Origin of the sequence: Rhodoligotrophos sp. CJ14, from assembly GCF_038811545.1 — a bacterium.
GTDB lineage: Bacteria > Pseudomonadota > Alphaproteobacteria > Rhizobiales > Im1 > Rhodoligotrophos > Rhodoligotrophos ferricapiens.
Genome location: NZ_CP133319.1, coordinates 3758961 through 3772882 on the forward strand (window position 1 = coordinate 3758961; position 13922 = coordinate 3772882).

14 protein-coding genes are annotated in these 13922 nt (G+C 62.4%); 9 read left to right on the plus strand and 5 right to left on the minus strand.

Annotation, left to right across the window (positions count from 1 at the left end):
- Positions 1-15 precede the first annotated feature (15 nt).
- The 7 genes from RCF49_RS17595 to RCF49_RS17625 are packed head-to-tail and all read left to right on the plus strand — an operon-like array spanning position 16 to position 6911.
- The gene (locus RCF49_RS17595; RefSeq protein WP_342641084.1) at positions 16-2931 is read left to right on the plus strand and encodes a monovalent cation/H+ antiporter subunit A; all 2916 of its coding nucleotides are present in this window, start codon (positions 16-18) and stop codon (positions 2929-2931) included.
- Entirely contained in the window at positions 2931-3275 is a 345-nt protein-coding gene (locus RCF49_RS17600) for a Na+/H+ antiporter subunit C (RefSeq protein WP_342641085.1), read from the plus strand. Before RCF49_RS17595 ends, RCF49_RS17600 begins: the two co-directional genes overlap by 1 nt.
- Entirely contained in the window at positions 3272-4930 is a 1659-nt protein-coding gene (locus RCF49_RS17605) for a monovalent cation/H+ antiporter subunit D (RefSeq protein ID WP_342641086.1), read from the plus strand. Before RCF49_RS17600 ends, RCF49_RS17605 begins: the two co-directional genes overlap by 4 nt.
- Positions 4927-5415, plus strand: a complete 489-nt coding sequence (locus RCF49_RS17610) for a Na+/H+ antiporter subunit E (RefSeq protein ID WP_342641087.1) — start codon at positions 4927-4929, stop codon at positions 5413-5415. Before RCF49_RS17605 ends, RCF49_RS17610 begins: the two co-directional genes overlap by 4 nt.
- Positions 5412-5693, plus strand: coding sequence for a K+/H+ antiporter subunit F (locus tag RCF49_RS17615; RefSeq protein ID WP_342641088.1), 282 nt, complete (start codon positions 5412-5414; stop codon positions 5691-5693). The genes RCF49_RS17610 and RCF49_RS17615 overlap by 4 nt, the downstream gene beginning before the upstream one ends.
- The gene (gene mnhG, locus RCF49_RS17620; protein ID WP_342641089.1) at positions 5690-6088 is read left to right on the plus strand and encodes a monovalent cation/H(+) antiporter subunit G; all 399 of its coding nucleotides are present in this window, start codon (positions 5690-5692) and stop codon (positions 6086-6088) included. The genes RCF49_RS17615 and mnhG overlap by 4 nt, the downstream gene beginning before the upstream one ends.
- A 43-nt stretch (positions 6089-6131) precedes the next feature.
- The gene (locus RCF49_RS17625) at positions 6132-6911 is read left to right on the plus strand and encodes an HpcH/HpaI aldolase family protein (protein WP_342641090.1); all 780 of its coding nucleotides are present in this window, start codon (positions 6132-6134) and stop codon (positions 6909-6911) included.
- A 54-nt stretch (positions 6912-6965) separates the two neighbouring features.
- Here the strand turns inward: RCF49_RS17625 and RCF49_RS17630 are convergent, their stop codons facing one another.
- Both RCF49_RS17630 and RCF49_RS17635 read right to left on the minus strand, forming a co-directional pair.
- Complete coding sequence (locus tag RCF49_RS17630; protein WP_342641091.1) at positions 6966-8075, minus strand: sulfite oxidase; 1110 nt, start codon at positions 8073-8075, stop codon at positions 6966-6968.
- 96 nt (positions 8076-8171) lie between these two features.
- Positions 8172-9554 (minus strand): PLP-dependent aminotransferase family protein, encoded by a 1383-nt coding sequence (locus RCF49_RS17635; RefSeq protein ID WP_342641092.1) that lies wholly within the window; start codon positions 9552-9554, stop codon positions 8172-8174.
- 95 nt (positions 9555-9649) lie between these two features.
- Here RCF49_RS17635 and RCF49_RS17640 point away from each other — a divergent pair, with 95 nt between their 5' ends.
- Entirely contained in the window at positions 9650-9910 is a 261-nt protein-coding gene (locus tag RCF49_RS17640) for a hypothetical protein (protein WP_342641093.1), read from the plus strand.
- A gap of 79 nt (positions 9911-9989) precedes the next feature.
- On the opposite strand, the gene greA is transcribed toward RCF49_RS17640, so the two are convergent.
- Positions 9990-10472 (minus strand): transcription elongation factor GreA, encoded by a 483-nt coding sequence (gene greA, locus RCF49_RS17645; RefSeq protein ID WP_342641094.1) that lies wholly within the window; start codon positions 10470-10472, stop codon positions 9990-9992.
- 129 nt (positions 10473-10601) lie between these two features.
- On the opposite strand from greA, the gene RCF49_RS17650 reads away from it, so the two are divergent.
- Positions 10602-11132 carry a hydrolase gene (locus RCF49_RS17650; protein ID WP_342641095.1) on the plus strand — a complete coding sequence of 177 codons (531 nt, stop codon included), beginning with the start codon at positions 10602-10604 and terminating at the stop codon, positions 11130-11132.
- Between the two features lie 41 nt (positions 11133-11173).
- Here RCF49_RS17650 and RCF49_RS17655 read toward each other — a convergent pair whose 3' ends face one another.
- Both RCF49_RS17655 and RCF49_RS17660 read right to left on the minus strand, forming a co-directional pair.
- Positions 11174-12622, minus strand: a complete 1449-nt coding sequence (locus tag RCF49_RS17655; protein ID WP_342641096.1) for a homospermidine synthase — start codon at positions 12620-12622, stop codon at positions 11174-11176.
- Between the two features lie 89 nt (positions 12623-12711).
- The gene (locus RCF49_RS17660) at positions 12712-13845 is read right to left on the minus strand and encodes a type III PLP-dependent enzyme (protein ID WP_342641097.1); all 1134 of its coding nucleotides are present in this window, start codon (positions 13843-13845) and stop codon (positions 12712-12714) included.
- Between the last annotated feature and the right edge of the window lie 77 nt (positions 13846-13922).

Genomic DNA, 13922 nt, shown 5'->3' on the forward strand with positions numbered 1-13922 from the left:
ACTTCGCCATAGCCGATGCCCGAACACGCATTGCTGATTGCCATTCTGATCCTCCCTTTTGCGGGCAGCCTGATTGCCGGTTTTCTGACCGGCACAATCCGCAATGCCGAAGCATGGCTCGCAGGTGCGATTTCTTTGGCTGGCTTAGGTGCGGTCGCCGCTCTGTATCCGACTGTGGCGAAGGGTGAAATCATCCGAGCTCAGATGGAATGGCTGCCCAGCCTTGGATTGAATTTCAGTCTGCGGATGGATGGCTTTGCCTGGATGTTCTCCGTATTGATCACGGGCATAGGTCTGCTGGTGGTGGTTTACTCCCGCTACTACATGTCGCAAAGCGATCCGCGGCCCCGATTCTTTGCTTTTTTCCTGGGCTTCATGGGATCGATGCTTGGCATCGTCCTGTCGGGCAATCTCATCCAGCTGGTCTTGTTCTGGGAGCTTACCAGCCTCTTCTCCTTCCTGCTGATCGGATACTGGTACCAAAACGCCAATGCGCGCGAGGGCGCACGCATGGCCCTCACCGTGACCGCGACAGGCGGACTCTCTCTATTCGCCGGGGTCATTCTGCTGGGTTATGTCACTGGCAGCTACGAGCTCGACCGGGTGCTCGCGGCCGGTGATCTCGTCCGTGGCCATCATCTCTACCTTCCGATCCTGCTCCTGGTTCTCTTTGGAGGACTGACGAAAAGCGCTCAGTTCCCGTTTCACTTCTGGCTGCCGCGCGCCATGGCGGCGCCCACCCCCGTATCCGCCTATCTGCATTCCGCCACCATGGTGAAAGCGGGTGTCTTTCTGCTCGCGCGCCTTTGGCCGGTCCTGTCCGGCACCGATGCCTGGTTCTGGACAGTTGGCTCCTTCGGTCTGGCGACATTCCTGGTCGGCGCCTATCTCGCGATCTTCCAGCAGGATCTGAAAGGTTTGCTGGCCTATTCCACCATAAGCCATCTGGGGCTCATCACCCTCATGCTCGGGCTCGGCAGCCCGCTCTCGGCGGTCGCTGCCATATTCCACATGATCAATCACGCGACCTTCAAGGCATCGCTGTTCATGGGGGCCGGCATTGTCGACCATGAGACCGGCACCCGTGATATCCGGCGCCTCAGTGGCCTGTACCGCGCCATGCCGATCTCAGCCACCATGGCCATGGTGGCTGCCGCGGCCATGGCGGGTGTTCCCCTGCTCAATGGTTTCCTCTCCAAAGAAATGTTCTTTGCCGAGACGGTCGAGAACCACGATGGCTCCGTTCTCGATGCGGCGCTTCCCTATGTCGTCACCCTGGCCAGCATGTTCAGCGTGACCTACTCCTTACGCTTCATTCTCGGCGTGTTCTTCGGACCACCACCGACGGATCTGCCACGCGTCCCACACGAGCCGCCGCGCTGGATGCGCTTTCCAACCGAGCTCTTGGTTCTGATCTGCCTTCTGGTCGGCATCGTGCCCTCGCTCACCGTCGGCCCATTCCTGGCAACTGCGGTGCATGCGGTGCTCGGGTCCGAAATGCCCGCTTACAGCCTCAGCCCGTGGCATGGCTTCAACCTGCCGCTTCTCATGAGCGCTGTGGCCATGGTCGGAGGCGCGCTGCTTTATCTTCTGCTACAGGGGCATTTGCAAAGCGGCGTCGAAGGCCCTCCTTTCCTCTATTTGGTCAAAGGGCAGCGATTCTTTGAACGCGCATTGGTGGTGCTGTCCTGGCGCTGGGCACGCTCACTCGAGCAGCTTCTGGGCACACGCCGGCTGCAGCCGCAATTGCTGCTTCTGATGGGCCTTGCTTTGCTCGCAGGCGCTGCGCCCGTCCTCGTCCACGGCGCAAGCTTCGGTAACGAGCCGCTGTCGCCGGTCGATCCCGCCTTCATCATCGTCTGGCTGATCGGTTTGACCTGTGCCTTGGGCACCGCCTATCAGGCCAAATATCACCGGCTCGCCGCCTTGATCCTACTCGGCGGCGCCGGGCTTGCCACCTGCGTCACCTTTGTCTGGCTCTCCGCGCCCGATCTCGCGCTTACCCAGCTGCTGGTGGAGATCGTCACGATCGTCTTGTTCCTGCTTGGCCTGCGCTGGCTGCCGAAACGCATCCGCGATGTTGGCGACCTCATGCCGGACCTGGCCGCCCGCTGGCGGCGCTTGCGCGACTTTGCCATCGCCGTGGGCTGTGGCGGTGGGCTTGGCCTGCTCGCCTATGCGATCATGACGCGGCCCCGGCCGGATGGCATTTCCAGCGAGTTCGTCAGGCGTGCCTATTCCGAAGGTGGCGGCACCAATGTGGTGAACGTGATCCTCGTTGATTTCCGCGGCTTCGACACCTTGGGCGAGATTGTGGTGCTCGGGGCTGTGGCGCTGATCGTCTATGCGCTTCTCCGCCGTTTCCGTCCCGCACCGGACAGCATCAACATCCCGGAGCAGCAGCGCATTCAGAATGATTTCGATGCGGTCCATCCCGAGCGCCAGACGGGCGACACCATCGTCGAATATCTGACGATCCCGGCGGTGCTCATGCGGGGTCTGTTTCCGGTCATTGCCGTCCTTGCCCTCTACCTGCTTCTTCGCGGCCACGACATGCCGGGCGGCGGCTTTGTCGCCGGACTGACCATGGCGGTGGCGTTCATCCTGCAATATATCGCTGGCGGTACCCGTTGGGTGGAGACCCGGCTGCGGGTGCTGCCGGTCCGCTGGATCGCGGCGGGCCTGCTCCTTGCCTGCTTCACGGGCGCCGCAGCCTGGCTGTTCGGCTATCCATTCCTCACCTCCTATTTCACCTATGGCAATTTGGGCCTGCTGGGGAAGGTGCCTCTTGCCAGCGCGATGGCCTTTGACATCGGCGTCTTTGCGCTCGTCGTCGGGGCGACCGTTTTGATTCTGATTGCGCTCGGTCACCAATCCATCCGCAGTCAGAAGCAAGCGCGCGCAGCCCAGGCGGTGGAGGAGACCGTCTGATGGAGCTCCTCCTCGCTCTGGCCATTGCAGTCCTCACCGGTTCAGGCGTGTGGCTCATGCTCCGCCCGCGCACCTACCAGGTCATCATGGGCCTGTCGCTGCTGTCCTACGCGGTCAATCTCTTCATATTCGGCATGGGGCGGCTCCGGATCGGCGCCCCGCCGCTGGTCGAGGCTGGCGCGTCGGCAGATCCCATGGCCTTTGACGACCCGCTGCCCCAGGCGCTGGTGCTGACCGCCATTGTCATCAGCTTCGCGATGACCGCCCTGTTTCTCGTGGTGATGCTGGCATCGCGCGGCCTCACCGGCACCGATCATGTGGACGGCCGGGAGCCTGAGACATGATCAGCTGGCGCGACCACCTCATCATCTTGCCGATCATTTTGCCCCTGTTCACCGCGGGCCTGATGCTGTGGCTGGACGACCGCAACCGCAAGGTCAAGGCGGCGATCAACTTAGCGTCGACCTCCGCGCTGCTGATCATCTCGATCAGCCTCATGCGCATCGCCGATGCGACCGTGCCGGCGGGGGAGGGCAGCCATGTCGAGGTCTATCTCCTCGGCGATTGGCCCGCATCCTTCGGCATCGTGCTGGTGCTTGACCGTCTGTCCGCGCTGATGCTGGTGCTCACCAGCATCCTGGCGCTTTGCACCTTGCTGTTTGCGCTTGCCCGTTGGCATAAGGCCGGCGCCCATTTCCATCCGCTCTTTCAATTTCTGCTGATGGGATTGAACGGCGCATTCCTCACCGGCGACCTCTTCAATCTCTTCGTCTTCTTCGAAGTGCTGCTGGCGGCATCCTATGGTCTCGCGCTTTACGGCTCGGGCCGGGTGCGCGTGCGGGCGAGCCTTCATTACATCGCCTTCAATGTGGCGACCGCGATGCTCTTCCTGATTGGCGCGAGCCTGATCTATGGAGTGACCGGCACGCTGAACATGGCGCACCTTGCTGCGCGCATTTCCCAGATTGCTGCGGAAGATCGGGTGTTGCTCGAGGCCGGCGCCGCCATACTGGGCATTGTCTTTCTGGTGAAAGCGGGAACCTGGCCCCTATGCTTTTGGCTTCCCACCACCTATGCGGCCGCCAGTGCCCCCGTTGCGGCCTTCTTTGCCATTCTCACCAAGGTTGGCGTCTACGTGATGCTGCGCCTGTGGCTGTTGCTGTTCGGCGCCGAAACCGGCCTCTCCGCCCAGTTCGGCGGAGACTGGCTGGTGGTGGCGGGCATCATGACGGTGATCTTCGGCTCGATCGGCGCGCTGGCCTCTCAGGATCTCGGCCGCTTGGCGGGGTTCAGCGTGCTCGTCTCCTCAGGCACCTTGCTTGCGGTCCTCGGATTTGGTGACCTCAACATCACCAGTGGCGCTCTTTTCTATCTCGTCGGCTCCACGATCGCCTTAAGTGCCTTTTTCCTGCTGATCGAACTGGTCGAACGCGATCGCGTGCCCGGTGCCGACGTTCTGGCCGTGACCATCGAAGCCTTTGGCTATACCGATCTCGACGAGCAGGAGGAAGACACCGATATCGGCACGCCGATTCCAGCCACGATGGCGGTGCTGGGGCTCAGCTTCGTCGGCTGTGCACTGATGATCGCGGGCATGCCGCCCCTGTCCGGTTTTCTCGCCAAGTTCGCGATGCTCAGTGCAATATTCTCCGCAAGCCCAGTCTCGGGCCCAAGCCTTGGGACCTGGGTACTGCTCGCTGTGCTCACCTTCTCGGGCCTGGCCGCGACCATTGCGGCAACCCGTGCGGGCATTCGCACCTTCTGGACACCCCTGGAGCCGACCGTGCCCCGGGTTGGCCTCATCGAGATCGCGCCGATCGCGGTCCTGCTTCTGCTATGTGTGGGCATGACCATCGAGGCGGGCCCGGTGATGCGCTATATGCAATCAACGGCCGCGGGCCTGCATGCACCGGCCGATTATGTGAACGGTGTCATTACGGCCCCGCGCATTCGACGTGGTGAAACGATCAAGCCGCCGGCGGGGGAGGAAGGCTCATGACCAGGGTATTCCCTTACCCCCGCCTCTCCATCGCGCTCTTTGCCCTATGGCTGATGCTCAACCAGAGCGTGGCTGCGCGGCATATTCTAATGGCCGCCCTCGTCGCGATCATCGGACCGATCATCGCGACTGCTCTGGAATTGCCGAGTGCCAGGTTGCGGCGTCCGCAGGCAGCCCTAGCCCTTCTCGGCCGTGTCATCTTCGATATCGTCCGTTCCAATATCGCCGTGGCCAAGATCATTCTTGATCCTGCCCCCCGCAATCGCGTTTCCGGATTTCTCAACGTTCCCCTGGAGCTGCGCGATCTCAATGGGCTGGCCATCCTGGCCTGTATCGTGACCGCAACCCCGGGCACGATCTGGGTCAGCTTCGACCGCGCCAACGGTATTCTCCAGATCCACGTGCTTGATCTCGTGGACAAGGAGAGCTGGGTTCGGATCATCAAGCAGCGATACGAACGGCTGTTGCTGGAGATCTTCGAATGAGCATAGAGCTTTTGAGCTGGTCCATCATCGCAGCCCAGATTTGTCTGGGGCTCGCCATGATCTGCGCCACCTTCCGCATGGTGAAGGGGCCGCGAGCGCAAGACCGGGTTCTGGGTCTCGACACGCTCTATGTCAATGCCATGCTGCTGCTTCTCACCTTCGGCATCGCTTCGAACAGCCAGGCTTATTTCGAGGCCGCTCTGGTCATCTCTGTCTTGGGCTTCGTGGGCACGGTGGCCCTGGCCAAATTCCTCATGCGCGGCGAGGTGATCGAATGACCACAGCGAGCGAGCTACCCGCATGGGCTGCCATCATCACGGCATTTCTGTTGCTCGTGGGGTCAGGCCTCACATTGATCGGCTGCATAGGCTTGCTCCGGCTGGGCAGCTTTTACGAACGCGTGCATGCGCCCACCATCGGCACATCCATGGGCATGACCTTCATCCTGATCGCGTCCATGGTTTATTTCACCGCAGCCGAGGGGCGCTTGGTCATTCATGAGGTTCTGATCGGCTTTTTCGTGACGGTGACCACGCCCGTCACCTTGATGCTTTTGGTGCGAGCAGCACGCTATCGCGAGAGCGCCGAAGGCAAAGCGGTTGTCACCAGCATCGGCAGCGCGCAAGACCGGCTTGACGGGCCATCGCCGCAGATTGGCACCGGAAACGAATAGCCCGCTGCTCTCCCTTTCTCAAACATGCAAAGGATTGATCATCATGGCGCAAAACCGAGCGTCAGCATTCAGGCAGCGGCTCATGGCGCGCGAAACGCTGCTGGGAACCTTCGTGCAGACGCCCGCAACACATCCCGTGGAAATTCTCGGCAGTCTCGGCTTTGATTTCCTCGTCATCGACGGTGAGCACGGCCCCTTCGACCGCGTGGCGATGGATGCAGCCATTCTCGCCGCGCGCGCTATGGACGTCCCGTGCCTCGCCCGGGTGCCCGAGGCCAATGCCGCCCAGCTGCTCGCGGTTTTGGACGATGGCGCAACCGGCGTTGTGGTACCCCACGTCGCAAGCGCTGCCATCGCCCGTGAGGTCGCCGAGGCCTGCCGTTATAAGCCCGGTCGCCGCGGTTTCTCCAACTCGACCCGTGCCGGCGGCTATGGTGCCCGCGCCATGTGGGACCATGTGGAGGTGAGCGATCGTGAGGTTGTGGTGGCGGCCATCATCGAGGACCCTGAGGCCCTCGACGAGATCGATGCGATCGCGGGGGTCGATGGCATTGATGTTCTGCTGATCGGGAGAGGTGACCTCACCATGGCCCTGCGCGCGGCATCTCCGGATGCACCGGAAATCCAAGCTGCGACCCGACCGATCGCGATGGCCGCGAAAGCGGCGGGTAAGATCGCCTGGCTCAATGTCGGCTCGGTGGACGAGGCGCGTGCGATGTCGGCGAGCCTTGGGATCACCTGCTTCTCGACAGGCTCCGATCAGGCTTTCCTGCGAGAGGCTGCCTCGAGCAGCCTTGCTGCGTTCAGGGCGGTTCGTTCCTAGAGTATTTTCGAGCGAAGTGCCTACCGGTCGCGGATCAAGGAAAGCGAAAACGCTCTAATCCTGCCGGTCGGCTGCAACCATGACCTCGATCTTGAGGCATTGATTGATCACATATCCGCAATAATGCGGATCATACTGATCCGGCTGCGCCGCTCCGCTGCTGTCGAAAGCCCGTGACATCAGCACACACGGACCCGGAACATCGGGCACCTGCCAGTCGAAAGACCATCGCCGCCAGGCATGGCGCTGCATCGGATCCAGGAAGATGGCCTCGCCCCAGCTCTCGCCCCCATCCGTGCTGACCAGCACCTGAGTGATCTCAGCCTCGCCCGTCCAAGCGGCCCCCGTGATCTGGCAGCTTTGCCCCGGGGCGACGGCGTCATACGGCGCCGGTTGCGTGATGATCGACTTGGGCTTCATCGCGCCGAGCGGGCGGCGCACCATATGGCCGGCCTGCTTGTCCCAATAGGCATAGTCCGTCGTCTGCCAATATCCTTGGAACGGCACCGGCGAGGCGTGAATATGCGTGAGCCATTTCACCGAGGCCATGCCATAGTGTCCGGCGACGATGGCGCGCACCGGAAAGCCGTGCTCGAGCGGCAGATCACCTCCGTTCATCTGATAAGCCAGCAGAACGTCCGGCGACAATGCCTTCACAAGCGGTAGGCTGCGCGCATAGGCGATTGCACCGGCCGGCTTGGGATCCTCTTTTGGGTGACCGCGATCGGCCCCCTCCAGGATGATCTCGGTGGCGTCCGGCCGAAGACCAGCCTTTGCCAGGAGGTCCGCAAGCAGAACGCCGGTCCATTCGGCCGTGCTCACAGCGCCAAGCGCCCACTGAACGCCTTTTGCCTGTGGATCGAGGAAGACGCGGCCATTGCCGGCGCATTCGAGGGTCACCACGCGGTGCTCCACCGGCAGCGCGCGCAATTCATCATAAGTGAGCGACGCTGGCTGATCGACCGCACCGGTGATTTCGAGCCGATAGCCCGCCCGGTCCAGCCGCGGCGTGCTGAAGTGATTTCGGATATAGAACTGGTCCGTTGGGGTGATGAACGAGCGCAGATGCTCCACCGGCGTCTCGAGATTGCGCGGATTGGCCTGCCGCACGATACGCCCGCTGGATCGAGCGGTCTCGGCCGGCCTCTGGCTGGTGTCGGTCATGGCACCCCATCAAGCGGTCATGGCCGAATCTGCTTCGGCTGCAAGACAATAGAGCGATCGCTTTTCCCTGGCGATATGCTTCGTGACGGCCCGAGGTTAGACCACCGCCCGCTCGAGCCGCCGGTCATTTCGGATGATCATCGCAATGGTCTGCAGCGCATCCGCCAGCGCCTTTCGCGGATGGACCGCGCCGAGCGAAATGCGCACCGCATCCGGCACCGGCCCACCCACATGGAAGGCATCAGCGCCGGTAATGCCGAGTCCCTGGCGTTGCGCGGCCTCGATGAGCCGATGCCGGCTCCAATGGGTTGGCAGCGGCTGCCAGACATGCAGCCCGTTTGGATGCGCTTTCACCGTCTCGGGAAGAAGACTGAGCGCCAGGGCGATGCGGTGCGCGGCTTCCTCTCTGACCCCCTCGAGGAGGGACCAAGCCGTGCCATTCCGGATCCACAGCGTGAGCAGGGCGATCATGAGCGGTGCCGGCATGAGCGTGAAGGCGCGCAGCGCCTGGACAAGTCTGTCCTGCCTGTCATCGTCAGGCGTCACCACATAGGCGATACGCAAGCCCGGCGTCAGACATTTCGACACGGTCGCGATATGATAGGTGCGCTCCGGCGCGAGCATGGCCAAGCTCGCCATAGTCTCGCCGGTGAGAAGCGCATAAGGATCATCCTCGATGAGGGTCAGCCCGGAGCTCCGTGCGGCCTTCACGAGGTCGAGCCGGCGGCCTTCCGAGAGGGTCACCGTCGTCGGATTATGGGTGGTCGGCGTCAAGTAGGCGAGCCGTGCGCCACTCGTCCGCGCGGCCCGGATCAGCGCGTCTGGTCTCATGCCGCAACCGTCATCTTCCACCGCTTCCACCGTCAATCCGGCTTGCGCGGCGCCACGGATAAAGCCGGGATAGGTGAGCCTGTCCGCCAGAACGACATCTCCAGGCCTGGTTTCCACAGATAGAATCGCCATGAGCGCGGCCTGCCCTCCGGCTGCAATCACGACCCGGTCTGGAGACCCGTCACCCATGACGGCCGCAAGCCATTGCGCAGCAGCTGCCCGATCGGCCAGTGAGCCTGCGCCGGCATGATAAGACATGAGCTGGTCGACATTGGACCGCCTCAGAATTTCGGAAATGCCCGAGCTCATCAGCTCCGATAACCGCAACCATTGTGGCGCCGGCGGAATGTTCATGGAGAGATCAATGGCTGGCGCGGAGTTCCGCTCGCGGATCGCAACGAACGAGCCGCGACCAGGAATGGCATCGAGGAGATTGCGGTGGCGGGCCTCGGCATAGGCGCGCGTGATCGTCGTGAGATCAACGCCCAGCTGCTTTGCCAAGGACCTTTGTGGCGGCAGCCGCTCACCTTGGCGCAGCGCACCATTCTGGATCGCCTGCTCTATGGCATCCGCGATCTGGAGGTAAAGCGGGCCTTTGTCCGGGCTGAGCTGCTCCAGCCAAAGCGTGCTTACCGTGCCGCGTCCCATTCGATCATCCTTATCCATACACTTGCAATAAGTGTATGCGCACGCTAAATCCAATGCAAGGCATCGGCAGTAACGAAGCCAGGCGAGGTGACGAGATGAAGAACGGACTGATTATAGCAGCGGCAGTTTTGGCTGTGCTGGTCACCATGTGGATGGCAAGTCAGGCGATGGATCTGTCGGCCGGCACGCAAATGAGCTTCGATGGCTATGCGGCGATGGTGGTGGGTGCCACTTTGACCTTGGCCGTCGGCGTGGTTTTGATGGTCCTCGTGTTCTATTCCTCGCGCCACGGCTTTGATGCGCCTGCCGTGCAGGACAAGCGCGATCAGCCTGACGACGACCGGCGCAACGGCTGACCCTGAGCAGGGCTAGCGCATTTTCGAGCGAAGCGGATACCGGTTCGCGTTCTAGAACGCCTCTATCGAGACGCTGAGGTCAGTCCTCCGCAACAGCGTCAATTGCGGTGATTTCCGCCTCACCGGCACCAGCCTTGATCACATCTCCTACCTTCCTGCCGAGAATGGCGGCGGCCATGGGTGAGGCATAGGAAATCAAGCCCTTCGCCGGGTCGGCTTCATCCTGGCCGACGATTTGAAATCTCTGCCGGCGCCCGTCATCACGCTGGATCGTCACCCACATGCCGAAGCGCGCCTCATCCGTGTTTGTTGGCAGCGGAACCAGTTGAGCGCTCGCCCGTCGCGCCGACCAATAGCGCAGATCCCGTGACGCCTCGGCGATGCCCGCGCGATTGCCATCCGCTTGAAAACAGGCAAGTTCGCCGCGCAGACGGGCGATTTCCGCCTCGATCAGCCGGAGCCCGCGTGCCGTGACCAGATTGGGAAGCGGGCTGATCGGCCGCTCCGGCAGGCTGTCATAAACCTGTTCGCCATCCGGTTCCTTGACGAATGCTCGGCTCATCTCTGTCCTCCAGCATCAACATGGTGCTCGCCTGGCCTCTCTGCCAAGGATATCATGGTACCCGGCTGCAGATGCCGCGCTGACAAACGCGAGCACGCCATCCGGAAATGAAAGAAAGGCTTTGGAGCCATGCCCCTGCTTGACCGTTCCCGCTCCTTGCTCCTGGTCATCGATTTTCAGGAACGCCTGATGCCGGTGATTGATGAGGGGCAGGCGGCGGTCAGCAATGCCGCCCGCTTAATCAAGGGAGGGCGCCTCTTGGACGTGCCCATCCTGCGCACCGAACAGAATCCGCGTGGTCTCGGTCCCACCCTGCCTGAGCTTGCCGGCAATGAACCCGTGATCGAGAAGATGAGCTTTGATGCCTGCCCCGCGCCGGGCTTCGAGGAGGCGCTTTCGGGCCGCGAGCAGATCGTTCTGTCTGGCTGCGAAGCCCATATCTGCGTGGCCCAGACCGCCCTGGGCCTGCGCGCACGGGGGAGGGAGGTTTACGTGGTCCGTGATGCGGTGGGATCACGCCGGCCGGAATCGAAGGAAACGGCGCTGAACCGCCTTGCGGCCAATGGCATCGAGATCGTCACCACCGAGATGGTGCTGTTCGAATGGATGGGCACCTCGGCCGACCCCCAATTCAAGCCGGTCTCTGCCCTGATCAAATAGGCTCGGCGGCCGGATTTGTTGCCGGCCCCGAGCCTGTCATGTCAGCGCGGCTCATGCACCAGAACGTTCCGGAACTGCCAGGGATCGCTGGTATCGAGGTCCTCCGGAAACAGTCCGGGGCGGTTTTGCAGTGGCGTCCAGTCGGTGAAGTATCCTTTCACCGGGCCGAGATAGGGCATCTGCACCTCGAGGCAACGCCGGAAATCCATATCGTCCGTCTCGACAATGCCCGCCTCCGGGTTCTCCAGCGCCCAGACCATGCCGGCCAGAACGGCAGAGGTCACCTGCAGGCCGGTTGCGCTCTGTGCGGGCGCAAGCTGCCGGGCCTCCTCGACCGAAAGCTGCGACCCGTACCAATAGGCGTTTCTGCCATGCCCATACAGCAGCACGCCCAGCTCGTCGCAGCCGGTGAGGATCTCATCTTCCGTGAGGACATGCAGGGTCTTTTGCACCTCTGCGGCCGCGCCGAACAGTTCATTCAGCGAGAGCACCGCATCATTGCAGGGATGATAGGCGTAATGGCAGGTCGGCCGGTAAACGACGGTTTCTCCATCGCGCAGGGTGAAGTAATCCGCGATCGAGATCGCCTCGTTATGGGTGACCAGAAATCCGAACTGCGGTCCGGGCGTGGGACACCAGCTGCGCACCTTTGTGGCCGCACCCGGCTGGTTGAGATAGATCGCCGCCTGACATCCACTGTCATGAGAAAAGGCGTTGTGAGGCCGCCAGCGCTCATGTGTGCCCCAGCCAAGCTCGGCCGGCTGTAGGCCCTCGGCAAGGAAGCCCTCCACCGACCACGTGTTCCAGAACGTGCCAAGCGGCTTTGGCTTTTTTGCGACCTGCGTGTCCCGCTCGGCAATGTGGATGCCCTTGACCCCCACCTGCTGCATGAGCCGAGCCCATTCTGCGCGAGAGCTGGGCTGGTCCACCTTGAGGCCCACCGCTTCGGCGACATCGAGCAGAGCCTTTTTGGCAAACCACGAGACCATGCCCGGATTGGCCCCGCAGCAGGAAACGGCCGTTGTTCCGCCCGGATTGGCAAGGCGCTCTCGGCGGACAGTTTCGCGCAGCGCATAGTTCGTCCGCTCGGCATTGCTCACCGTCGGATCGAAATAGAAGCCAAGCCACGGCTCGACCACCGTGTCGATATAGAGCACGCCCAATTCGCGGGTGAGGCGCATGAGATCGAGCGACGACGTATCGACCGACAGATTGACACAGAAGCCCTGTCCATCGCCCTCGGTGAGCAGCGGGGTCAGCAGCGCGCGGTAATTGTCGCGCGTGACCGCCTCATTGACGAAACGGATGCCCCGCGCCTCGAGCGATGCCTTATGGGTATCGTCGGGATCGATGACCACCAGACGTGAGCGCTCGAACCGGAAATGCCGCTCGATGAGAGGAAGCGTGCCCTGACCGATCGATCCATAGCCGATCATGACAATGGGGCCGGTGATGGTGCCGTGGATCGGCCAGGATGGGATGGTGCTCATTTGGGGGGCGACCTCGCGCGCAAGCAAGCCTATGCACCACCGCCGGATGCCTCCGGCAGTGGTGCTCTCATAATGGATGAGGGATGTGACTAGATCACATAGGACTTCAGCGGCGGGAACCCGTTGAAGCCCACCGACGAATAGGTGGTGGTATAGGCGCCGGCCTTGTCGATCAGCACCTCATCCCCGATCGTCAGCGCGATCGGCAACATATACGGGGTCTTCTCATACAGCACATCGGCTGAATCGCAGGTCGGCCCCGCCACGATGCACGGACCCATCTCGCCGCCATCATGAGGCGTGAGGATCGGATACCGGATCGCCTCCTCCATGGTCTCGGCAAGGCCACCGAATTTGCCGATATCGAGATAGACCCAGCGTGCCTCGTCATCCGCATGCTTGCGCGACACCAGCACCACTTCAGCCTTGATCACGCCGGCATCTCCCACCATGCCCCGGCCGGGCTCGATGATGGTCTCCGGAATGGCATTGCCGAAGTGCCGTGAGATGGCTCGCGCGATACCCTGGCCATAGGCGGTCATCTCAGGAATGTCCTTGAGATAACGCGTGGGAAACCCCCCGCCCAGATTGACCATGGACAGCTGGATGCCGCGCTCCGACAGTTTGCGGAAGATCACGGCGCTCTGCCGCAGGGCCTCATCCCAGCCATCCACATTGCATTGCTGTGAGCCCACATGGAACGAGACGCCGTAGGCGCGCAGGCCCAGCTCATGCGCGCGCAGCAGCACGTCGATGGCCATTTCGGGATCGCAGCCGAACTTGCGCGACAGCGGCCATTCGGCGCCCGCGCCATCGGTGAGGATGCGGCAGAACACCCGTCCGCCAGGAGCGGCACGAGCGATCTTTTCCACTTCCTCGATGCTGTCGACCGCGAACAGGCTCACGCCACGCGCATGGGCTGCGGCGACGTCGCGCTCCTTCTTGATGGTATTGCCGAAGGAGATGCGCTCAGGGCCCGCGCCGGCGGCAAGCGCCATGTCGATCTCGGCCAGCGATGCCGTGTCGAAACAAGAGCCGAGCTCGGCCAGCAGCGACAGGATCTGCGGGTCAGGATTGGCCTTGACGGCATAGTAGATGGCCGCGTCAGGCAGCGCACGGCGGAACGAGTCGTAGTTTTCGCGCACCACCTCGAGATCGAGCACCAGGCACGGGCTGGCGGGTCGTCGGGTGGCCAGAAAATCGAGAATGCGGTCGGTTGCCATAATGGGGTCTCCCAAAGCCAACAAGGTTTCGAGGAGCGGAATCCCATTGCCTGCGCACGCGGTGGAGATCGTGCGAA

Excerpts from the sequence above, each read along its gene's own strand:
- RCF49_RS17625 (WP_342641090.1), top strand. The coding sequence starts at position 6,132 with ATGGCGCAAAACCGAGCGTCAGCATTCAGGCAGCGGCTCATGGCGCGC.
- RCF49_RS17655 (WP_342641096.1), bottom strand. The coding sequence starts at position 12,622 with ATGAGCACCATCCCATCCTGGCCGATCCACGGCACCATCACCGGCCCC.
- RCF49_RS17660 (WP_342641097.1), bottom strand. The coding sequence starts at position 13,845 with ATGGCAACCGACCGCATTCTCGATTTTCTGGCCACCCGACGACCCGCC.
- RCF49_RS17615 (WP_342641088.1), top strand. The coding sequence starts at position 5,412 with ATGAGCATAGAGCTTTTGAGCTGGTCCATCATCGCAGCCCAGATTTGT.
- RCF49_RS17610 (WP_342641087.1), top strand. The coding sequence starts at position 4,927 with ATGACCAGGGTATTCCCTTACCCCCGCCTCTCCATCGCGCTCTTTGCC.
- greA (WP_342641094.1), bottom strand. The coding sequence starts at position 10,472 with ATGAGCCGAGCATTCGTCAAGGAACCGGATGGCGAACAGGTTTATGAC.
- RCF49_RS17640 (WP_342641093.1), top strand. The coding sequence starts at position 9,650 with ATGAAGAACGGACTGATTATAGCAGCGGCAGTTTTGGCTGTGCTGGTC.
- mnhG (WP_342641089.1), top strand. The coding sequence starts at position 5,690 with ATGACCACAGCGAGCGAGCTACCCGCATGGGCTGCCATCATCACGGCA.
- RCF49_RS17650 (WP_342641095.1), top strand. The coding sequence starts at position 10,602 with ATGCCCCTGCTTGACCGTTCCCGCTCCTTGCTCCTGGTCATCGATTTT.
- RCF49_RS17605 (WP_342641086.1), top strand. The coding sequence starts at position 3,272 with ATGATCAGCTGGCGCGACCACCTCATCATCTTGCCGATCATTTTGCCC.
- RCF49_RS17635 (WP_342641092.1), bottom strand. The coding sequence starts at position 9,554 with ATGGGACGCGGCACGGTAAGCACGCTTTGGCTGGAGCAGCTCAGCCCG.
- RCF49_RS17595 (WP_342641084.1), top strand. The coding sequence starts at position 16 with ATGCCCGAACACGCATTGCTGATTGCCATTCTGATCCTCCCTTTTGCG.
- RCF49_RS17630 (WP_342641091.1), bottom strand. The coding sequence starts at position 8,075 with ATGACCGACACCAGCCAGAGGCCGGCCGAGACCGCTCGATCCAGCGGG.
- RCF49_RS17600 (WP_342641085.1), top strand. The coding sequence starts at position 2,931 with ATGGAGCTCCTCCTCGCTCTGGCCATTGCAGTCCTCACCGGTTCAGGC.